The organism is Paenibacillus sp. FSL H7-0918, assembly GCF_038007025.1.
Classification (GTDB): domain Bacteria; phylum Bacillota; class Bacilli; order Paenibacillales; family Paenibacillaceae; genus Paenibacillus_AQ; species Paenibacillus_AQ odorifer.
In genome coordinates, this window is record NZ_JBBOWJ010000007.1 from 81,095 (window position 1) to 103,218 (window position 22,124).

Genomic DNA, 22,124 nt, shown 5'->3' on the forward strand with positions numbered 1-22,124 from the left:
TCACCTCCTCCTATTACTCAAGTCCTTCATAGCTAAACCAGTCGAAATCGGCATAGCTTTCGCTCTTTGCGCCTTGAGAGCTTGTGTACATCCCGAGGTATGCTCCTGTGAATCCTCCGGCCAGATCGGTGCTGAGCACTCTGCCATCCGTCCGTTCACAGAAGGCTGTCCACTTTGCGGCTTCAGAAGCTCTGTAATAGAAGCTATACTCTTGTCCTCTGGCTTCCACCTTAAGCTGTACCTGATCCTGTAGATAGGGCACTGACGCCAGCAGCTGCTCGCTGCCACCCATCCGATGAATCAGCTGTAATACACGTTCGCCTGCCTCTAGCCCCAGTTCATAACGGAAGTGGTGATCCGCATTTTGGAGGAGAACAAGACCAGCTACTTCCCCTTCTGCAGCGGGACTAAACGTCATGTCAGTTGCCGCTCTGAAGCTCAAATGCTGCTGGCGTCTACCGATATAAGATGGATTGGCAATCTCCGAGAGCCGTTCTGGCTTCAGGCGAAGCCGCAGAACTCCAGGCTTGTCGGTAAGACTCCAGAATTCACCCCGCGGTGTCCGCAGGAAATTCCAGATCGGTGCCAGCTCATTACCTATAAACTCATCGCGCGCAGGCAATTCCGGCCATTTTGTCTCTGGCAAATCCGGAGCCTCCGTCTCAAATTCCAGCACTCCTTTGCCAGGATTGACCACAGGCCATTCATTCTCCCAGATTACCGGTGTCAGGAAGGTTTCACGTCCCAGATTGCGGTAATAACCACCGCTGGTTCGTGAAGCCAAGCAGAACATCCACCAGTCACCATGCTGAGTCTCCACAAGCTCTCCATGACCCACATTAACAATAGGATACGCTCTGCCAAGATGGCGATGCGTCAGAATCGGATTGGCTTTATGGCCCTCATAAGGACCGGTCACACTCTTGCTTCTGGCAATCGTAATCGCATGAGTATGCCCGGTTCCGCCCTCGGCAATCAGCACGTAATACCAAGCGCCGATCTTATAAATATGCGGTCCCTCTTGCGCATGAGCTACCTTGAGTGCGCCTTGCCAAATACTATGCTTCGGACCGATTAGCTTCCCTTGGCTGAGATCAATCTCCTGCAGCCAGATATCCATATGCTTCGGATAATCCTGCCCTTCCGGCGGAACACGGTTGCCGGTATAATACACCTTGCCGTCTTCATCGAAGAACAAAGAGGAGTCAATACCGGGTGCATCCTCCAGCCATACAGGGTCAGACCAGTCTCCGGCCGGATCGGTTGTTGTTACATAAAAATTATGCTGGTTCTTGTCATTGTCAATAAAAGTGGTAATCATATAGAAAACTCCCTCATGATAGCGGAGCGTCGGTGCCCAAATACCCATGGAGGGAATCGAGTGATCCAGATTGAGCTGGGACGGGCGGTCCAGTACATGGCCAAGCTGGCGCCAATTGACCAGATCCTTGCTGTGGAAGATAGGAACGCCTGGGAAAAATTCAAAGCTTGAAGTCACAAGATAATAATCTTCACCAACACGGATAGCGGAAGGGTCAGGATAAAATCCCGGCAGCACTGGATTGCGGAATGTTCTCATTAAAAGTAATCCTCCTCAAAACAATTCAAATGTAAGCACCACCAATTATAGTTCGTAGAAGTTTAACTTTCTTGTATTTTCTATGTTCTATTTCTTCATTTTTATACTTTCATGCTATATTACCCATATTTCACTCCTTGTCAGCGAATAGCCTTTCCCTCTAGAATGGGTGTAATAGGATTTACCTGAAGGGGTGAGCAGCTTGGGAAAAAGAAAGAAATTGTACTCCCGCTTTTTTATGAGCCTAACCGCGATTTCAGTTTGCTGTATTCTAGTACTGGCTGTAGTGATCTTTTATTGGTACCGGAATATTACGATAGATAATGTCAACAAGGCGAACCAAAATGTACTGGTGAATACTGAAACCGTTTTTACAAACTATGAAGAGATCGTCCAGAACTACGCTATGGACTTCTATAGGAATCCAAACATCAACGCGCTCATGATGAATGGCGATACCAGCTGGAGCGACCAGTTGTACAGTGCCTTAAGCCAAATCCGCGGAGCATTGGTTGTGAACCAATATATGGAGAACGCCTATATCATGGGAGTGGATGAGCCTGTTGCCATGTTCGAAAACCTTCCGCTAAGCCCTGAATCCAAGCTGGAGCTATTCTCGAGAATGCGGGATAACATCATTGTTGAATCACCGTTTCTGTGGGAGGCAACCTTGAATAACGGTACCCCCATTACCCTGCTCACCGTGTTTTATAATGACCGGGCGTTTGCGAATAGCGAATATAATGGTGCGGTAGCACTGACCGTCAATTTGGGAAAGCTGCAGAATAATCTGTTTACGCAAAAAGAAGGCGAAGCCACCCGTTACGCTGTGCTTGACGGAAAAGCATCTGTGCTCATGCACAGTGCATTATCTGACATCCCTCTGGAAGAGGGCATGTTAAAGCAGGTGGTGTCCTCCACCTCAGAAAGAGGCTCTTTTGTCTATAAGGGGGGTGAAGAGCCACAGCTGATTACCTATGTATATTCTGCAGCGGACAAGCTGTGGTTTGTGTCGGAGACTTCCTACAAGGATAGCATCCGTGATATCTCCAATGCCCGTAATCTGATGACTGGCCTGTGCTTGGCCTTGATTGCCGCCGCATCTATAACCGCCAACCTGATCTCGCGGCGGATGTATAAGCCAATCGGCCGGCTCTTCGGCAATATCGCTCATCTATCTGGCAATGAAGAAGCGCTGAAAACCGGTGGCGATTTCGATACCGTAAGCCAGGAGCTCGAACAGATTGGCGTTAAGCTGGAGCAGCTAAAAAAAGAAAGCGATGATAGCGCCTTGATGCGGTGGCTGCTTTCCCCGCAGAGAACACCAGAGAACAGCGGGACACCCCTGATGAGCATAGCCGCTTCTGTGGGAGCATATTGTGTATGCGTGCTGACCGCTCTGGAGCCCGAACAACCTGAAGACTCCGACTTCCGGCATACTTTTGAGGAAAACATACAACAGATTGAACATGCCTTCTGTGAACTTGCAGCCATTCAATCCTTCCGCCCACATCAAGGCACTGCTGTACTTATTCTGAGCGAGCTTCACAGCGGCAGCTTCGGCGATTACGCTTTGTACCGCGGCAAATGGGAAGAAATCGCCGCTCAGCTACAGCTTTCCGGAGCCTGCTGCGCCTTCGGAATCAGCGGGCTGACGGATGATTTAAACCTACTGAGGGCTAAATACAATGAGGCTGCGGACAGTCTGCAATATATTAAATTTCATGTGCAGCAGAACATCATCTTTGCCGATGATACGATCCACCTGAACAGCAGCCCAATGCCCGACAGTGCCCTTGAACCGGTACTGCAAGCCGTTAAGCAGACGGAACTCTCGAACCATATTCCGCAGGCAGTGGAGAGATTGCTGGCAGTAGCCTGCAGTTACCGCGTCGAGCCTGCCACCATCGCTTTATCGAGACTGGTCTTTGAGCTCAGTCGCACGGCTGAGCTTAATGCAGACGTCCAGCATTCCGGCTTTCTAGATAATTACCAGCATATCTGGCAGATCCAAAGCTATGACAAGCTATGGAATTGGATTGTAGACAGCTGTTATACCGCCCACGAGCGTATTGCCAGCATGAGCGCTGTACAGACCAAGAGCATTGCTGGTGAAGCCATTTGTTATATCAGAGATCATTATGATGACTCCAGGCTCTCCCTTAATGCCCTTGCTGACAAGCTATCGCTAAGTCCCGCTTATCTCAGTAGACTTATTGCCGACGAAGTAAACTGCAGCTTTCCCGATTTCGTTAACCTGCTGCGTCTGGAGCAGGCGCAGATGTTATTAGTCACTGAGCTTGGCTTGGATATCCGGGAAATTGCCGAGAAAGTGGGCTACAACAGCAGCACCTATTTTACAACCCAGTTCAAAAAGCGTTATGGGGTTACACCTTCTAAATGGAGAATGAATCATATTTTGCAGAAACAGAATCTTCCTGATTGACCCGCTAAAAGTAAGGAACAAAGGGGATGTCCCGGCAGCATTTTCATAGCCGGAGACATCCCCTTTTTGACTTTCAATGAATAACCCTCGCGCCGGCCTTACTATGAAATCCCCCTTTAAATCAGGCTTTTGAGCACCCTAAAAACAAAAAAGTTCTGTCTTTTTCGTTTTTTTAAGCTGCCCTTTTCCGCTTTTTTTAACTTTTTCCCGTTTATTATGATAGCGTTTACATTCCGGGTGGATTTATGATTTTCATGTAAAGCGTTCTCCTAAAACAAGGGACGGAAATGACAACGCTAGTATAAAGGAGTGGACTGTTAATGATGCAAGAAGCTACATCGGAGACACAAGGAATGCCAAGTCCGGGAATCAGGACGGCCAAAGCCAAGAGCTTCCGTAAATCCCTAAGGAAGGACAGCTCGCTTTATTTGCTCGCTCTTCCGGGAATCATCATTCTAATTCTTTTTGCTTATCTGCCGATGAGTGGTCTGATTCTCGTCTTTAAAAATTACAACTTCAACGACGGAATCTTCGGCAGCCCGTGGGCCGGCTTCTCTAATTTCGAGTTTTTCTTCTCTAGTATGGAAGATTCTCTTAGGGCTACACGCAACACGGTGATGTTAAATGCGCTGTATATGCTAACCGGCACGTTTTTTTCAGTGGCCATCGCCATTATTCTAAATGAGCTGCGCAGCAAATGGTTTATCAAAATCACGCAGAGCGTCATGTTTTTCCCGTATTTTATTTCCTGGATTATTATCGGAGCCATTCTGTTCTCCCTGCTGGATTACGACAAAGGCATTATGAACCAGTTGCTCCAGACATTCGGCTTCTCCCAGGTTGACTGGTATTCCAGCCCTTGGCTGTTCGTAATCATTCTCGTGCTAGCGAATATCTGGAAAAGCGCTGGTTACGGCGCCATCATCTATTATGCGGTTCTGCAAGGCATCGACACTTCCTATTATGAAGCTGCAAGAATCGATGGTGCCTCCAGATGGCAGATTATCACCAAAATTACGGTGCCAATGCTGATTCCGTCGATCATTCTGATGACGCTGCTGGGCATCGGGGGCATGCTGAAAGGCGACCTCAGTATGATTATGGGGGTAACGTTCCTGAATCCGTTGCTTCTGCCGACTACCGACATTATCGATGTGTATGTATACCGCACAGCCATCCGTTCCGGAGAATTCGGCTTTGCTTCAGCCATCACGCTCTATCAATCCGTCTTTGGTTTCATTCTGGTGCTGGTGGCCAACAAATTAGCCGGCTGGTATGACAAAGACAGCAAACTATTTTAGGAGACTGATAAGATGCAAACTACCGAAAACAAAGGCCTGCTCATTTTCTTTTACATCTGTATTGCCGTATTTTCCGTAATCTGTCTAGCGCCGTTTATTCTGGCAGTATCCGGCTCCTTATCTACCGAATCCAGAATCGCCGCGGAAGGCTATTCGTTCTGGCCCAGAGGCTTTACCTTTGAAACCTATGAATTCCTGTTTGGCTCGAAGGCACAGCAGATTCTGCGGGCGTATTCCATGTCGGTGATCGTTACGGTGCTGGGTACCGTATCGGCCGTATTGGTGACCACCGCTTACGCTTATGTCATTTCCGTTAAAAGCTTCCAGCTCAAAAATTTCTTCGCCTTCTTCGCCTATTTTACAATGCTGTTCAGCGGAGGAACGCTGCCATGGTATCTGCTTAGCACCAAATATTATCATTTGGGCGATACGCTCATCGGCCTGTTCATCCCTTATGTGCTAAGCGTCTTTCTGATGTTTCTCATGGCTAACTATTTCCGCAGCATCCCGCATGAAATCGTGGAATCTGCGCAAATCGATGGTGCCGGACATCTGCGGATCTTCTTCAGCATTATGATTCCGCTGGGCCGCGTCGGACTGGTCACCATCTCGCTCTTTTACGCACTGCAATTCTGGAATGACTTCTATTTGCCACTAATGCTGGTATCCGATCAGGATCTCTATACGATCCAATATTTGATGTACAACATGATGGCGAATATTCAGTTCCTGGCTTCCGGCAATGCTGCTCAAGTTGGTGGAGCTATCATCGCACCGCCACTGGAGACAGCCAAAATGGCAATGACCTGTCTGACCGTTTTGCCAATCGCCATATTATATCCTTTTCTCCAGCGCTTTTTTGTCAAAGGCATTATCGTAGGTTCAGTCAAAGGCTAATTTCCAGCAAAGATGCCATATTATGTTCGGTTGCACCGGGTTTATGCTCCCCTACTTCTTGATGTACAATGGGACTTAAGGGAGCACGGCCTTGCAATAGATGCCTCAAACATTATGATTCTATTTCAGGAGGGTTCATCATGAAAAAGAAAAAAGGTTGGTTAAGTTTGCTCCTCGCTGCGGTGTTCTTGGTAAGTGGCTGTGCTCAGGGCAACAATGAAAGCGCTCCCCCTAGTTCTGGAACTGGAAATGAAGGTACCTCTTCCTCTACGGATAGCGGTAGTAAAGACGACAGCGCCTTGGCTCCTGCCAAATTGAAAATTGTGCTGTACGGGGATGAGTCCAACCGGATGAAGGAACTAGCGAAGACATCGTTCTACGACACTATTAAGAAAGAAATCAATGCTGAGGTTGAATTTCAGTTTCTTCCTTGGACCGAATATGGCGGCGGTAAAACTGATTTAATGCTGTCTACGGGAGAAGACTTCGCAACTTATACAGATGCCAATTACATGGTAAAATCTGTGGCAAAGGGGCTTTATGCCGACCTCACTCCGTATGCCGATGCAGCCGCTGATTTGAGTAAAAATGTGGACGAGGCCTCCTTCAAAGCCTTTCAGCTGGAAGGCAAGCAGTATGCGATCCCCGTCGGCAACAAACCGAATTCTGCGGAATTCTACAGTGCGCTAGTTAGACAGGATTTGCTTGAAGAAGCCGGCATGACACAGGTCACTTCACTGGGAGAACTAGAGCAGTTCTATGATAAGGTCCATGCCATTCATCCCGAACTGATCGGGTACGCCAACACCGATGCGCGCAGACTCCTACAATATGATTACACGGACAAAAACCTCTATTGGCAAAATGATTTTATTGCCCTGGATGAGTCTGTGAAGGATGATCAAATTATTAGCTGGTTTGAAACCGAAGAGTTCAAGAGTTATGCGAACCTTATGCACGGCTGGTATGAAAAAGGAATCATTCCAAAATATGCCGCCACCAATGTCCCACAGCTGCAGTCTGACTGGAACTCCGGAAAAGCGATGTTCTGGGCCGGCACAGCAGCACGCCCATTCGAAGGTGCGGCAACCATCTCACAAGCAGTGCCTGATGCCAAACTGGTCAACTATTTCCTCGGCAGCGGCCGTCCAAAAATCAGCCGCGGCACTTACAGCACCGCCTTTTTTGTCTCCACCGCAGCTAAAGACCCTGAACGTTATATTATGTTCTTCAATCTGCTGCAAAAAAACCAGGAGCTGTACGACTTGTTCGCCTACGGGATAGAAGGAACAGACTATACGCTGGATGAAAACGGGCGTTTGACCAAAATAACCACTGATTCGCTGATCCCCGACTGGCTGCTGATGAACAAAAACTTCATGCGTTTCGACAACACGGTACCGGACGAGTTTATTGCAGAATATAAAGCTTGGGACGATGGAGCCATCATTTCCAAAGGTGCCGGCTTCAACTTTGACAATACACCCGTCAAGAATGAAGAAACGAAGCTGAACGGTGTATTCACTGAATACCTCGCTCCGATCGGCAGCGGCTTCAGTGATTATGACACCGCCTTTCCCAAAGCGCTAGACAGACTAAAAGCAGCGGGAATAGACAAATATATCGCTGAATACCAGAAACAATTTTCCGAATGGTACGCTAAGCAGCAGTAAGCACCGCCGCGGCAATTATCATACAGCTCAAGAAGCGTGTCTCCATTAAGGAGCACGCTTCTTTTGGCCTTCGAACACCGTGGTGAAAGCGGTATAATGGCCAACCTTGAATCAATACGACGGCGAGCAGGATAATTCAATCAAAATGATTACGTTTGGGGAATTTTCGTTGCTGATACTCTTAGAATTATTTTCAAAGTAACTTGAAGGATAAGAGGGAAACTGCTCATTGGTTAAAAGCGCAAAAATAAAAATTTAAGCGGCATTTTATACTGGAGATACACTCGTTATAGGTTAATACTATAAATATTATTCCTATTATATATTAGACCAATAAACGCCTATAGCGCTATTATGTTATTTATAATAATTACGTGGAGGGATGGTCTGATGTCTATTTATGATTTTCAAGCAAAGTCAATTCATGGTGAGCCTGTTGAATTGTCCATTTATCGTGGAAAAGTTCTGCTTATTCTGAACACTGCCAGTAGGTGCAGCTATTCTCGCCAATTACCTGATCTTCAAAAACTTTACGAAGTTCACCATGAGCAAGGGTTTGAAATACTTGGTTTTCCTTGTAACCAATTCAACGAGAAGGAGCCAGAAAGCAACTCGGAAGTACATGAATATTGTGAGAGCAACTTTGGAGTTAAGTTTCCGTTATTTGAAAAAGTTGAGGTTAGGGGACCGTCTGCCCATCCTTTATTTCAATATCTAACACAGCAAGCACTATTTCAAGGATTCGATACTGAGACATCAGGCGGTAAGTGGATGCAGGATTTTCTGCAGGAAAAGTATCCGGACATATATGCCGGAGATGGGGTTAAGTGGAATTTTTCAAAGTTTTTAATCGATAGAAACGGTCATGTATACGGTAGATACGAAACAACGACTGAACCTTTTGACATTGAGCCATTTATTGAGTCACTTCTTTTAAATTAAATGAATCCGATTGGTAATTTAACCAACAGAGAACGATAGTTTAACATAAAGGGTTTACATATTAGGCATGCAAAACATTTAGAACCCTTTATATTATTTAAATTTCATTTCTTACTTTGATTAAATAATATTAAGTCAGAATAAATTGTATTAATTAAGATAAGATATAAGCCAATAACCAGTAATACATAAAGAATTGCCTGTCCTCCCCCCCATATGATTAGTTAAGCCAACCTGTAAGGAAAAAAAAGAGCATTGTGGTACCCACACAGATAAGAAGTAATAGTTCCAATTTTTTTTCAAATAGATGTTTTATAAACCATAGATAACTTACAATACACAACAAAAGAACAGCACTATAAAAAAACAAGGAATCATAATGAGTTACAAATAGGCTCCCTCCACCAATAGAAAAGACTATACCTATAACTAAAAACCACATCCCCACTCCAATCGCAGCACTTAAAGCAATAAAAAAGAAACTCATTATCATATTTATGCTCCCTTGGCCCACTTCTCGCTTCTCGGTTTCTACATTTTTCCTCTCCACTTTTTATCGGATTACTCCCTTTATTTATGTATATCTTTGACATTAGACTGACCGCTCCTGCACCTGCATTTGGAGTATTGAAAATAAAAAGGCACCCTTCTTCAAGGATGCCTTTTTTTGATCAAGCGCTTGCTTGTAAGCTAAGCAAACTCCCCATCGTAAGTTCTTATTCACTAATCGCTGCGTTGTCGTATAAGTCAACCAATTCATCGAAGGAGGTAATAATGACATCAGAGCCCTTCAGCTCATCCTGACGTCCGAAGCCTGCATAGGCGCAGCCGATTACGGTCTGGCCATTTCCTTTACCTGCCTGAACATCAGAAGAACGATCCCCAACCATCCAGGCACTGCTGATACCATGATTATCCAAAAGAATACGTAGCAGCTCGGTCTTAGTCGCAGTGCCTTGACCTCCCGCACTATACAAGCCTTCGAACAACGCCTTAAGCTCATGCACCACAACGATGCTGTGAATATAATCCTCCAGCCCGTTGCTAGCCACAAACAGCTTCACTCCGCGCTCTTTAAGCGCTGTCAGTGTCTCAACCACCTGTGGATACAGTAGTGTGCCTCCGGCTTCAAGCCCTTCAATCTCCAGCTGCAGGAGCAATTCATCCGCCCGGCGGTGCACGGCTTCATCTGCTTCAGGCATAACATTCTTCCAAATGTCTGCCAGCAACATCCCTAAGCAGCCTAGAATACGTTCTTCTGGTGGTGTAGGTCCTACGTATAGTCCCTCTTCCCGCAAAATATCGAACATTTTATGATATGCAGGCAATAAAAGACTTTCAGTCTGGAACAATGTTCCATCCATATCAAATACAATCGCTTCTGGCTTGTTCAGTTTCGCATGAACCACGTTTTGTTCCGTTCCATGTACTTCGTTACTCATCTGTTGTTCCTCCCCATTCTGTTCAGCTTCAGGTAAGACATTCATCTGTGCGATATTTCCAGTACAAGCCCTATGATATATGAAATCGCTTTGTAATGTCCATGCTCTTAACTTTTTCTGTTGCAGTTTATATTTCGTTATGCTATATTTCAATCTGTAATATTACAACTTGAAATATAAAGGAGATATAACCATGTCAAATCAATTAATCATGCGCTTCCTCAAGCAGCCTGCTACCATCATTGGAATTATAACTGCACTGTTGTTCCAAGTTTTTTTCAGCTTAATTTGGATTACAGGGTACGATCATGTAACAGATCGGGTAGATCAGCTGCCCATTGCTATTGTTAATGAGGATGGTACAAATGCCCAGCCTATAGTCGATGGGATTGCAGGATCACTTCAGTTCGTAACCAGACAGGATCTCCAACTAGAAAATGCAAAAGAAGCACTTGAGCATAGAGAAATCCGCATGATTATCAATATTCCCCAAGGGTTCACTGGACAGATCAGTAATCCATCTGCAAAGACTGAACTCCACTACTTCTTAAATGAATCTAATCCGCAGATGGTCAGCAATGTGATGCAGTCGGTAGCACTTAAAGTCACGGCAGCAATGAACACTCAAAGCAGTAATTCAGCACTAAGCCACACCTTGGAAGCTATGAATCTGCCGCAAGCACAAGCGGAGATCATCAAAAGTGCTGCAAGCAGCCGCATTTCCGCCAACGTCGAAATCATTAACCCTACAACTAATTTTGCACAAACTATGGTTCCCTTAATGATCGTTACCGCCTCATTTACCGGTGCTATGTTACTCGCGATGAATCTCCATAAAGCTTCCTCCAACTTGTCTGGACAATTTAGTAAATGGAATCGCTTTGCAGCCCGATTTGTCATAATGGGTGGAACGGCTGTGCTTATCTCACTAGTGGGAACTATCATGGTTAACTCACTCGGTATCCACTCTAATCGTGGCTTTCTGCTTATGTGGCTGTTCGAGTTCACGGTAATTCTCTCCTGTATGATCCTTGCTCAGTTTAGTCTGCTGCTCCTCGGGGATGCTGGCGGCTGGCTAAATATTGCGCTTCTCTCCATGCAAATGTTAGCGTCCGGAGCAACTATTCCACGCGATGTGCTGTCACCTTTTTATAACTGGATCGGTCCCTTTTCGCCCGCTTACTATGCAGTTAATGGTATGCTCGACCTGGTTATCGGGGGTAACGGGGTATGGAAGGATATGTTCTATTTACTCTGTATTGGGGCAACAATTGCTGTATTAAGCGTACTTGCCACTTTCCTCCGTAAAGAAACTCGGATCTCACGAGAACAAGAGCCCGTGCCAGTAAATGCGTAATTATACAGTTTGCCACTCCGGCTATGCCATTTCAAATTGAGAGCGATATGCAGTTGTGATATGGTAGGAAGTGAAAGAAAGGAGCGGCAATGATTTATGAACATACAAGATGTTATTCTGGGGATTTTAAGCGAAAAACCTCATTCTGGTTACGAGATAAAACGACATTTCGAGGAATACTTCTCATTTTTCTTCGATGCCAGCTATGGCACGATCTATCCTACCCTAAGCAAGATGGAAAAGCTGAATCTGATCACTAAAGAATCTGTGCGACAGGAAGGCAAACCCGACAAAAATGTATTCACCATTACCTCTGCCGGCTTGGATCAGTTCCACGCTTATCTACAATCACCAGCCGAAAAAGATGTTCTGCGTTCTGACTTTTTTATGCACCTGTATTTTGGGGAAAAGACGGACAAAGAGAACATAGATAATCTGCTTCGGCAAGCATTGATAGAAAAGCAGGCAATGTACGACGATCTGGAACAGAAGTTGAACCAGCTAGATTACAAGTTATCTTCCTACCAGAAGTTGTGCATGGAGCTAGGCCTCGTACAATATGATGCTTTTATCAAAAAAATCCAAAGTGTGCTAGAGTCTAAATAAAACCCGCTTTCGAAAGTACACCATAAAAAAAGAACCAGTATTACATGCACATCTTGTGCTTGTAATACCGGTTCTTTTTTTTGAAATCATATGTGGTATATGGATTATGCTCTATCAAAGCTTGCAATAAGTTCATCAAGAACATCTTTGCTTACCATTTTACCTTTGAAATTGATCAGGTTTTCTGAGCTTCCGGAGAAGATACAAGTTGGCTCATATTTTCTAAGGATAATCTTTTCAGCGTCTACAAAAATCTCGAGCGGGTCTTTTATGTCGATTCCCATTGTTCTACGCAGTTCAATAGGAATTACGATACGTCCCAATTCATCCACTTTTCTTACTATGCCTGTTGCTTTCATCATCGTACATCCTCCCTTGAAGTCACATTTATAATCATTCTTGCTAAAAGCTATGTACGCTTCTATATGATAGTAATGATTACGCTACTACCTAATTCTAAAGTTCTATTCATTTCCTGTCAATTATTTTTCTACATTATATGATATTATTCGACAAAATTTCGACAATGTATGATATCTGTTGAGCACCAAGATTTGAAGCCATGTCAGAACACAAAAAAATAGGGGCTTCTCTGGAATGTCGAAATTCACCCAGAATGTAACCCTACTTGATGACAATTCTACCCTAAAATACCTTCGTTAATCTATTTGTAAATCTTGTCACTCCGCTTATCCGCAATCACAGTAAGTAGGAAATTGTCGAAAACTAGCAAGAACGCTACTCCGTCATTTACCCAGATGTTTAGTAAGTCAAACTTAAATAGGATCTATCATTGGAATAATAAATTCGCTATGAGTAGTGTGTGTATCGAATCCTCATGTAAATATAAGGCTGATGATATCACTGTAGTGTAAATACGATGAATCCGGAAGTCGACTAACGAGGGGCTAGCAAAGAAGTTATTAATGGAGAGTATTCTAAGTGTTTGATGATTTTTGTCCCCCATTAAGAGAGTAAATAAATTATAGAATTATATAGTTCTCTGATAAAGGTTTCATCAATCTGTTTAATATTGATAATACGTTCCTGGCATAAGCCATTTACAGCAAAGGTTGCTTGAAAGTAACCGTTTAATGGTTCAATGTCTATTTCAATATCTGTTTCTATTTTATCCGAAATATCATAGCCATATAAGACATATATCGCGATATCGTAAGATTTCTTATTCAGAATTAAGGAAAAATAGGAAGATGTCTGCGCTGAGTTTGTCTCAGGAACATAGTCTATTCCGTATAAAACTCCGATAGGGTGATTCGATGCAAAATAACTGTTATAGTTATTATTTTTAAATTGCCCTTTTAACCAGAGAATAACTTCAAAGTCAGTGTCAGCAGGGATGTAAATAGAAACCATTGGCTCTTCGATCAGCAACGGGGTGCTGTTAAGTGTGTAAATGTTGTGTATTTTGAATAAGCTATGCCATAACTTAATGTTAGTACACTGATTGTTAACTATCTTGTTCATATCTTTTCCTTGGTAATTGTCAATAAACACTACATTTTTATTGTATTTCGAAGCAATCCACTGTAATTCAACATAAGCATCAGGGTAAAGATCTCTGCTGATCACAACGAGAGTCTCAATATTTTCATTGTAAGCCAATAGGGCTGCATCAACAGCATCATAAACCGACTCAGCGGGAACGACAATTTCACCGTGTATGTTAACGCAAAGATTCAGATTGTCCAATTTGCATTTTCCGTTCACATAGCATACTAATATATCACTTATCCAATCAGGGTCAGCATAGCAAATAAACAAGTGTTTATCGTCCCTATAGTTATTTGCCATTTTCGACAACATGAGTTTTATTTGCTGCAAGTTAGTTAGGTGAGATTTACCAATGAGTTCACATACTTTGGCTGTAATCATGGGCGCGGCAAAGCTGTTCGAGTTGCTGCACTCTTTACCATTCAAATGATGTCTAGCAAAAGCCGTAAATTCTATACCGTCGATGATATTATCATTGAGATAAAACTCCCCTTCGTGCAGCGTGTTGCTTACCTCTCTCTTAACGCCTATAACGTTTGAAAAAGAAGCTGGATATGTAATATAATTATGATTACTTGCGGCACTTACAATAACTAAGCCTTGACCAGCAACCTTGTTTATAACTCTCTGCGTTTCTAATAAATCCGCTGAGCAATGGCTTCCCAAGCTGATATTTACAACTTGGATATCATTTTGAACGCACCATTCTAGTGCACTATACAACTTCTGGATATTTCCCCTTAAGGTAGAAGACAATATCTTCAAGCTATACATATAGATTTCCGGATAATAGTGCTTAATTATGCCTGCGCAGATGGTGCCGTGAGTTATTCTTTCGGGACTGTCTATTGTATAAGCGTCTATTGTGAAATCTTCATTGAAGATCAACTGTTGAACAACCGGTTCACCTAGCAAATATTCGTTGATACCATCATCAATCACGGCAATTTTCACTTTAGCTTCGATGTTCATCATCTCCTTTTACAGATCGACAAAAATAAAACCGCCTCATTGGTCACAAATCCATTGACCCAGGCGGTAGTCATGATTAAAAAAGTGATTAATCATTTAATTAAACAGGTTCTTTTTCCGCAGCATCGAATCCAGACTAGCTTGTAGCACACTATTTAAATACATGCTATCTTCTTCACCATTATTGGAGTTGTCAATAAATAACCCGAATTGTGATAGGCTAGAGCTGCTACTTAATTTACTCAACGAGTCTAACTGCTCCGCCTTTTTCTTTTTATCTGCCTCTACTTCTTTATTAATCTTCTCCCGCTCGGCAGGTGTTAAATAATCACCAATCACCCAAAAAGTAGCTGTTCCATCCGGATGTATAATGACGCCACTGGCATCACCGGGTTTATCATTAGCGCTGGAATCAAAATGATCCTGAATAATTGCTTCTACCCTTTTTTGCATTTGTGGATCTGTTGCCGACTGATTCAGTATATTTGGAGCAATGGTTACATTCCCTTTGCCAACACTACCAGAGTATACACTTTTCACTGCTTCATTGTTCTTTGGTATGGCTTGAACGTTGATTTTAATGTCGAATTTTTTTTCCAATTCCATCAAAACCGCTTCCGAACTCGATGTCGATAGCGCGTCTTGAAATGAAATCTCTGAACTCTTATTTTTCTGGATTACCATTGCAGCCCCCGCACGATTCAGGCTACTGAGTGAAGCTACATTCAACAACTTAAACCAACTCCCTTATTCTTTTTTCCTGTAGAATGCGGCAAACTGTATTATTAATTCGATCTAGGCTGTTGAAGCATCCATTTAATATATCGGTTTCCGGAATTTGTATTTTTAGTTTTTCCTCAATATGTACAAATAGAACCAACAAATCCCGTGGTGAGAACTGCATCGCCTCGCCCAATAAATCTTCATAGAAGTAGTTTTCATTAAGCTTGATCTTGTCCATTCCCATTACGTCGAATAATATTTCGTTTATCTGTTCACGCACTTGATCCAGATCCATAAATATCACCCTTCTTTTATACGATTTGCATATTTTCCTGTAACAATAGAGCTTCACAGCATTCTGCTAATTTCAAAGTGTCTGTCCCATTTAACGAATTAAACAGAGGAACCACTGACTCTAGCGATATTTTTGCAATTTTTTCATCAACCAACTTAGAATCAACCGTAAAAAACTTCAATTCTTTATCCTGTTTGCTTCTGCCCGTATCAAATTTATGATTTGACATATTAAAACAATCAATATCAAAACCTAATTTATGCTTTGTTGACACACATATCTTATCGAGAAACTCTCCATTAAAATCATCATAGGTCAAGTTCATAATACCGACATCCGGATGGATTGCACTAGCCGCCTCGAATGCAGTAATACCAAATCTATTGGTAAACAGATTATTATATACCATTGTCCCGCCTGGAATTCCGATAATCATTACATCAGGTCGTTCGTTCAATTCAATATATTTACAGAAGTGATTAAAAAGAAATATTTTATCTATCTCCGCTTCTTTATGATTAAACATAAAATCAGGAAAAGAATGAAATCCCATAATCTCACAATAAGATTTTGTCCCAATTTGACTTACTTTGTACCCTTCTTTCAAGAAATAATCCCTTAGGCTAAGCTGAACATCAAATTTATTGGATTTTTCCATAAGACTCGCCACGCAGATTATCGGAACATTAATATCCAGCAGTATTTTCTCAACGAGTTCTACTTTCGTTCTGTCAATGTCAATTCCAAAAAAACTTGTGAGTTCCACATTATTTTTCAGGCATACCTTCTTTACCATTTCAACTTCATGATCAGCACATCTGTTAAGCAGAACAATATCTTTTCCCATCTCTGCGGCTTTGATAATTGTCGGGAACACCACTTTTTCAAAACTGCATTCAAATTCACAAATCATTAACACATCAAATTCATCATCTGAAAAAGAATCTTTAACTTTTATACCCACATCCTCACCATAATAGCTGTACGCTGCATCTTTTTCATTCAGTCCAAAACCTAAAGGTGCCATTAATGAAACAAGCTCATAGTTGCCCAGTAAATTGGAGAATCTGACGACCGGACCGAAATCTGCATGATATGGATAAACAATTGCTCTTTTTTTCACCATTGTCTCCCCCATTACACTTTTTCTTTATCAAAGTCGTAGCCTAACTCTCTTAGTACGCAATAATCTTTAAACAAACTCTCAGTGTTTTCTTTAACTTTATTGCAGATACTTAATTTTTTGGCAGCAGAAAACTCACTGATATCATCGGCGGCCATTGCACAAGAAGTGCAATATCTAAAGGCCCAGCACTCTTTGCATTCTTTCTCCGTTATTGTTCCAATGTTTAGTATGTTCCGGATATTATCCAATTCAAAGCCTGTATCTATATGCCCAATCCTCATTACACTAGATGCTTCACTAACTCTTTCACAGGGATACAGAGCACCGTCAGCATTCACAAACAATCGTTGTACTCCTGGAACACACGGTCCGGAATGATGGTCTTTTTTTACATCATAGAAAGAGATTCTAAGCCTGTTATGGACATTCTCCTGGATTTGATCAAAGCTTTCCATCACCAGCTTGGATACATCATTTTTCTTAAGCCTATCAAATTTATAAAGAAATAATTTGAAAACTTCGTAATTATACATCTTGATAAAACTGTCATTGATTAAGGACTCACTTTTTTTGTAGCTACTTGCTATATCACTTGCCATAACAGCAAAGTCTTTTACGGTCTCATAGTTTGAAAAAAAGTTTGTGGAACAGCTAAAATCTGAATTTGGATCAATTACTGCATTGAACATCACTTTATCAACATAGTCTGGTGTTTTGTTTTTGATATTTTCAATATTATCCATAATAGTCTGAAAACTACCTTTATTATTTACCGCAAAAACTCGGTTTCTATCATGCGCGACTTCATCGCCGTCCAGGCTGATCGTTAAATTAAAATCATTAGAAGATAAGAACTCTAAGGTTTCGTCGGTAATTAAAGTTGCATTTGTAGTAAGGTTAAACGTTAGTTCTTTGCCCGCACTTTGTTCTCTGGCATAAGCAACACAAGCTTTTATTAAGTCCATTTCCAGTAAGGGCTCTCCTCCATAAAATCCAATATTAATAATTGGAGAATCTACGGAGTGCTCAATCAAAAACTTAATTGCTTTCAAAGCAACCTCTTTTTTCATTCTCTTATTGGTATGTACTCTGTGTAAGTAGCTCCCTGAATACGCGCAATAGCTGCATCTTAAATTACAGTTTTGCGTGACCTGCAAAGTTATCGAGCCAACGCTTCTGCTTAAATTGTGCTGCAAAGAGTCGCTCATGGGATGAATCATCTCAAAATCCTGTTTCTCCGCCAAAAAACCGGAATCTAATAAGTTTTGAATCTCCGGTTCCACTTGTTCAAAGTTTGAATTTCTATAGTTCAACAAAGCCTGATAAGATCTTTCATTTAATTTAAGAAATGTATTTGCATTCGCATCGAACATATATTTTCCCGTTACCGTTTCAAATAAATGAAATACTGGCACCTGAACTCCCCCCACTCTAAAAGTGAAGCAGGACAGCTTTTTTAATAAAGCCATTTAGCCATCCTGCTCTTAGCTATACTTAAGATTGCACCTTACTACCCGATTCCAATAGCAGTCATCTTCATGGAATTACCAGTATAGGTTACTTGTTTCATGGCTGCTTTGTTTGATCCGCTGGCATTGCATGTACATGCATAACAAGGACATGCACTGCAAGCTGCATATGCCTCCAACGTTTCATAATTTGCATTTGTTCTTTTTACAAGTTGTTTCATATGCCTATTCCTCCTTTCAAATCGTATTTATCTAAATATCAATATTTGATATTTAAATCACTCGAAGGGTAAATCCATTAAACGAATTGATGCTGTTGAGTGATGAGCCGATACCTTTCATTTGTATAGGACAACTCCTCATGAAGTCCAATATCGGATACCCGACCTTTTTCTAAAAAGATCACTCTATCCACATGCTTCAGAATTTCCGGCCTATGACTGACTATAATCACTGTATTGTTACTGAGTACTGTATCTAATAGATGGTTAATTGCTTGTTCAGAGTGAAGATCAAGGTTGGAGGTCGCTTCATCAAAAATCACCATGGGCCTGCTTTTTACTAATGCTCTGGCTATCGCGATTTTTTGTTTTTGTCCACCGGACAACTTGTTCCCATTAGAACCTACGACATAATTCTTAAACTGGCTTGTATTCTTCTCTAATAATTGGGTAGCCTCAATAGCCTGTCTATACTGCTCCTCATGGGTTTCACTGTAAAGTTTTATGTTATTTTCGATGGTTGTGTCAAAAAGATATACCTCTTGACTAACGGTCGAAATTAATTCCCGATATTCATTCAAATTAATAGCCTTAATATCCACTCCATCGAATAAAATTCGTCCTGCAAGTGGTTCGTAAAACCTCTGGATTAAATTTAGGATTGTAGACTTCCCCGAACCATTCATTCCTACAATGGCCACTTTCTCATGGCTGCCAATCGTGAAATTCACATTTGACAAGATCAGTTCAGTATCATAAGCAAAGCTTACATTTTCAAACTGAATGCTCCCAAAAGGATTGAGTCGCTTCATACCAATGTTGTCGGATTCTACATCACAAGCTTCGATTTCTTCCTCGAGCAACGAATAATACCTTCGGGCAGAAGGCATTATTCCCGACAATAAGTATCCAATATTCAACATCGATGAGATAGGAGTGGTTACATAAGCGCTGTAGGTAATAAAAGCAAATATGCTTCCTACCGAAAGCTTTGAATCTAATATCATCGTCGATCCAGAAGCATATATAAGAAGAACTAGTCCTCCAATTAGAAATCTCTCCACAGTAATCCGCCAATTGTCCAATAAACTGATTCCCATATGGGAGGTTATTACTTGATTCTGCTTGTCCGCAAATTCTTTTTCTTTGAAAACGAATAAATTAAAAAGCCTTGTCTCCTTCACACCGTTCAAACTATCCTCAAACCAATGCGAATATTCTCCATCTTTCGTGATGTATTTTTCCGCAAGCATCTTTCTTTTTTTAGCAAACGATTTCAAAATAAAATATTCTATAGGGATTAAAATAAGCACAATGAGTGTAAGTTCCCAACTTATGATAAAAAGTCCAATAACTCCTCCTACCAAACTAAAACACTGACTAACAATAAAAAGCATGCTACCATCCGTTATTTGCGAAATATTCGATATATCGGTACTAACGCGATTTAAAATTTCACTGCAGTTTTTATCAGTGAAATATTTCACTTTCACTTTCATAAGTAGATCAAATGCAGCTTTATGCAAGGAGTAGATAATATTTGAAGCTATTTTTATTCTTTGTTTTTCTTTGAGCAAATCTAAAAAGCTACTAGACATTGACAAAAGAAAAATGTAGATTGCCGTTAAAATAATGGTTCTAACATCTGATTTCATAAATCCTTCATCAATAATGATTTTGTTGAACATCGGCAAAATGGAACTAATCAAAGTAGAAAATATTAAGAGCAGAAAAATAAAACATAAATTCTTTTTATGCGGTTTGAATAATCTGATAAGTTTTTTAAGGGTATTCTTATCATTCATAGAATATATCCTCTTCTACTTTCAAGCTTCGGTTTGACATTAAGAACGCTATCAATATATCATATAAAAGAATATTTGGGGTAATTTGGTAGCTAATGGTTGAAATAGGAGGCTGAATGACGTTTTGTGTCAGGTTTTTGTATCTCTGAAGATTAACAAATTTAATTATGGGGGGAATGACTTTGTTACGCATAGCCGTATGTGATGACGAGAAAAAGGAACACGAGTTGCTAAAGGAATATCTCCCAAGACTTATGAAAAGCACGGCTTACTCTTTCGAGATTCAATATTTTACCTGTGGTGAGGAATTGCTTCACTATTATAATCAACAGAGTAGTTATCCTTTTCATATACTTCTAATGGATATTGAACTGAGAGGATTAAATGGAATCGAGGTTGCAAAAAAAATCCGTGCACTTCCGGATCGAGAGGTTCAAATTATTTTTTTGACTAACTATCCGCAGTACGTAATGAACAGCTTTGATGTGCAACCCTTCCATTATTTGATTAAACCGGTAGACTATGAGTATTTTGAGGCAAAGATAATAAAGCTATGTAACTATATCATTTCTTCTGTAAATAGGTTTCTAATGATTAAAACTGAAGATGGACATATCGTGATCAAAAATTCTGACGTTATTGCGATTGTTAAAATCAAACATTCCTTGGCTAAAAACCGGCTAAAGATCATTACCTCAATGCAGCATTACATAATTTCAGGTACAATTTCAGAATATATAAGTAAACTAAACCGTCCGTTTATGCTTATTCATCGTTCCGTTATTGTTAATCTGGAACATGTCCATAAGTTTACAGCTACTTCCGTAATCATGCACAATCAAGAGCAGTTTCCTATTGGCCGTACTCAGGCAAAAGAGGTTAAAGAAGCCTACGCCTATTATATGATTGCACAATTCAAAGAACGAGGATGACGACTCTTTATCTATCAATGGTAATCATGATGTTGCTTATTCTGCTAATCAGAGAAACCATCCTTTTATTCGGTAAAATTAATGAAAATGCCAAACTGATTAAAGAAAATCTGCAATTACATAAACAAATGGATTATCAACACAACAGCTATGAAAAAACCGCACATTCCCTTACAAGCATCAAACAAGTTATCCATGATACGAACAAGCAATTGGTATATGTCCGGACTTGTATTCAGAAGAATGAGATTCAGGAATCTATCCATCATATTAATTCAATGCTCGGTCAAATTCATCAGCCTTCTCTAAAACTATCAACAGGTAATTTGGTAATTGATTCTTTAATTGGTAACGCGCTAAATATTGCTTGTGAACACAAAATTGCTATGAATTATGATATTCATATACACGCCGAAGCTATTGATATTGATCGGTTTGACTTATGTACCGTGATCGGGAACGTGCTGGATAATGCTCTAAACGCCGCTGCAAGAGTTCCCAAAAAAGAAGATAGATTTATTCTGCTGCTAATTTTCACTACTGATACTTCATTGTTTATCCAAGTCACCAACTCACGGAACGATTCTAGCACTATAGTACAGCATAATTTTAAAGAGAATCCCGCTTTTCACGGATTCGGCTTAACAAATATTCAAAGTGTCACCGAAAAATACGGAGGTCATCTGGTTACTAACGCTGAAAATAATGAATTCGAAACGATCATTGTACTGCCTTTTCTAAACATACTTTCAGCAGATACGCCAATCCTGACCGAATTAGAAAGGCAGTGAATAAACTATTTCCCTAGCAAGCTACAGCGACCGCT

At 41.2% G+C, this 22,124-nt stretch carries 19 protein-coding genes; 9 read left to right on the top strand and 10 right to left on the bottom strand.

Annotation, left to right across the window (positions count from 1 at the left end; genetic code table 11):
* Positions 1–13: 13 nt before the first annotated feature.
* On the bottom strand, positions 14–1,579 hold the full coding sequence (locus MHI15_RS30420) for a glycoside hydrolase family 43 protein (RefSeq protein WP_076308249.1): 1,566 nt from the start codon (positions 1,577–1,579) through the stop codon (positions 14–16).
* 202 nt (positions 1,580–1,781) lie between these two features.
* Here MHI15_RS30420 and MHI15_RS30425 point away from each other — a divergent pair, with 202 nt between their 5' ends.
* From MHI15_RS30425 to MHI15_RS30445, 5 genes are all read left to right on the top strand, one after another.
* The gene (locus MHI15_RS30425; RefSeq protein WP_076308248.1) at positions 1,782–4,025 is read left to right on the top strand and encodes an AraC family transcriptional regulator; all 2,244 of its coding nucleotides are present in this window, start codon (positions 1,782–1,784) and stop codon (positions 4,023–4,025) included.
* A gap of 320 nt (positions 4,026–4,345) precedes the next feature.
* Positions 4,346–5,326, top strand: coding sequence for an ABC transporter permease (locus MHI15_RS30430; RefSeq protein ID WP_081383729.1), 981 nt, complete (start codon positions 4,346–4,348; stop codon positions 5,324–5,326).
* A 12-nt stretch (positions 5,327–5,338) separates the two neighbouring features.
* Positions 5,339–6,223 (top strand): carbohydrate ABC transporter permease, encoded by an 885-nt coding sequence (locus MHI15_RS30435; RefSeq protein WP_341165242.1) that lies wholly within the window; start codon positions 5,339–5,341, stop codon positions 6,221–6,223.
* Between the two features lie 140 nt (positions 6,224–6,363).
* Positions 6,364–7,896: a DUF3502 domain-containing protein gene (locus MHI15_RS30440; RefSeq protein ID WP_341165243.1), complete on the top strand. Its 1,533-nt coding sequence runs from the start codon at positions 6,364–6,366 to the stop codon at positions 7,894–7,896.
* A 390-nt stretch (positions 7,897–8,286) separates the two neighbouring features.
* Positions 8,287–8,838 carry a glutathione peroxidase gene (locus tag MHI15_RS30445; protein ID WP_341165244.1) on the top strand — a complete coding sequence of 184 codons (552 nt, stop codon included), beginning with the start codon at positions 8,287–8,289 and terminating at the stop codon, positions 8,836–8,838.
* A 716-nt stretch (positions 8,839–9,554) separates the two neighbouring features.
* Here the strand turns inward: MHI15_RS30445 and MHI15_RS30450 are convergent.
* Positions 9,555–10,280, bottom strand: a complete 726-nt coding sequence (locus tag MHI15_RS30450; protein WP_076184256.1) for an HAD family hydrolase — start codon at positions 10,278–10,280, stop codon at positions 9,555–9,557.
* Between the two features lie 193 nt (positions 10,281–10,473).
* On the opposite strand from MHI15_RS30450, the gene MHI15_RS30455 reads away from it, so the two are divergent.
* Together MHI15_RS30455 and MHI15_RS30460 are read left to right on the top strand one after the other, a co-directional pair.
* Positions 10,474–11,637, top strand: a complete 1,164-nt coding sequence (locus MHI15_RS30455; protein WP_076301317.1) for a YhgE/Pip domain-containing protein — start codon at positions 10,474–10,476, stop codon at positions 11,635–11,637.
* Positions 11,638–11,733: 96 nt separating this feature from the next.
* Positions 11,734–12,243 carry a PadR family transcriptional regulator gene (locus tag MHI15_RS30460; protein WP_036684013.1) on the top strand — a complete coding sequence of 170 codons (510 nt, stop codon included), beginning with the start codon at positions 11,734–11,736 and terminating at the stop codon, positions 12,241–12,243.
* Positions 12,244–12,347: 104 nt separating this feature from the next.
* On the opposite strand, the gene MHI15_RS30465 is transcribed toward MHI15_RS30460, so the two are convergent.
* From MHI15_RS30465 to MHI15_RS30500, 8 genes are all read right to left on the bottom strand, one after another.
* The gene (locus MHI15_RS30465) at positions 12,348–12,605 is read right to left on the bottom strand and encodes an AbrB/MazE/SpoVT family DNA-binding domain-containing protein (protein WP_036684015.1); all 258 of its coding nucleotides are present in this window, start codon (positions 12,603–12,605) and stop codon (positions 12,348–12,350) included.
* Positions 12,606–13,209: 604 nt separating this feature from the next.
* The gene (locus MHI15_RS30470; protein ID WP_081387797.1) at positions 13,210–14,730 is read right to left on the bottom strand and encodes a S8 family serine peptidase; all 1,521 of its coding nucleotides are present in this window, start codon (positions 14,728–14,730) and stop codon (positions 13,210–13,212) included.
* A gap of 93 nt (positions 14,731–14,823) precedes the next feature.
* Positions 14,824–15,459 (bottom strand): DUF6033 family protein, encoded by a 636-nt coding sequence (locus MHI15_RS30475; RefSeq protein ID WP_076184254.1) that lies wholly within the window; start codon positions 15,457–15,459, stop codon positions 14,824–14,826.
* Between the two features lies 1 nt (position 15,460).
* Positions 15,461–15,745, bottom strand: coding sequence for a hypothetical protein (locus MHI15_RS30480; protein WP_036684022.1), 285 nt, complete (start codon positions 15,743–15,745; stop codon positions 15,461–15,463).
* A 16-nt stretch (positions 15,746–15,761) separates the two neighbouring features.
* Positions 15,762–16,883, bottom strand: a complete 1,122-nt coding sequence (locus MHI15_RS30485; protein ID WP_081393965.1) for a TIGR04066 family peptide maturation system protein — start codon at positions 16,881–16,883, stop codon at positions 15,762–15,764.
* A complete protein-coding gene (gene ccpM / locus MHI15_RS30490) occupies positions 16,883–18,340 on the bottom strand; it encodes a Cys-rich peptide radical SAM maturase CcpM (protein ID WP_341165245.1) in 1,458 nt (485 codons plus the stop codon). The genes MHI15_RS30485 and ccpM overlap by 1 nt, the downstream gene beginning before the upstream one ends.
* 41 nt (positions 18,341–18,381) lie before the next feature.
* Positions 18,382–18,561 carry a CLI_3235 family bacteriocin precursor gene (locus MHI15_RS30495; RefSeq protein ID WP_036684027.1) on the bottom strand — a complete coding sequence of 60 codons (180 nt, stop codon included), beginning with the start codon at positions 18,559–18,561 and terminating at the stop codon, positions 18,382–18,384.
* A gap of 77 nt (positions 18,562–18,638) precedes the next feature.
* The gene (locus MHI15_RS30500; RefSeq protein WP_076179649.1) at positions 18,639–20,366 is read right to left on the bottom strand and encodes an ABC transporter ATP-binding protein; all 1,728 of its coding nucleotides are present in this window, start codon (positions 20,364–20,366) and stop codon (positions 18,639–18,641) included.
* A gap of 182 nt (positions 20,367–20,548) precedes the next feature.
* Here MHI15_RS30500 and MHI15_RS30505 point away from each other — a divergent pair, with 182 nt between their 5' ends.
* Together MHI15_RS30505 and MHI15_RS30510 are read left to right on the top strand one after the other, a co-directional pair.
* Positions 20,549–21,298 (top strand): LytR/AlgR family response regulator transcription factor, encoded by a 750-nt coding sequence (locus MHI15_RS30505; RefSeq protein WP_076184252.1) that lies wholly within the window; start codon positions 20,549–20,551, stop codon positions 21,296–21,298.
* A gap of 26 nt (positions 21,299–21,324) precedes the next feature.
* A complete protein-coding gene (locus tag MHI15_RS30510; RefSeq protein ID WP_341165246.1) occupies positions 21,325–22,089 on the top strand; it encodes a sensor histidine kinase in 765 nt (254 codons plus the stop codon).
* Positions 22,090–22,124 lie beyond the last annotated feature (35 nt).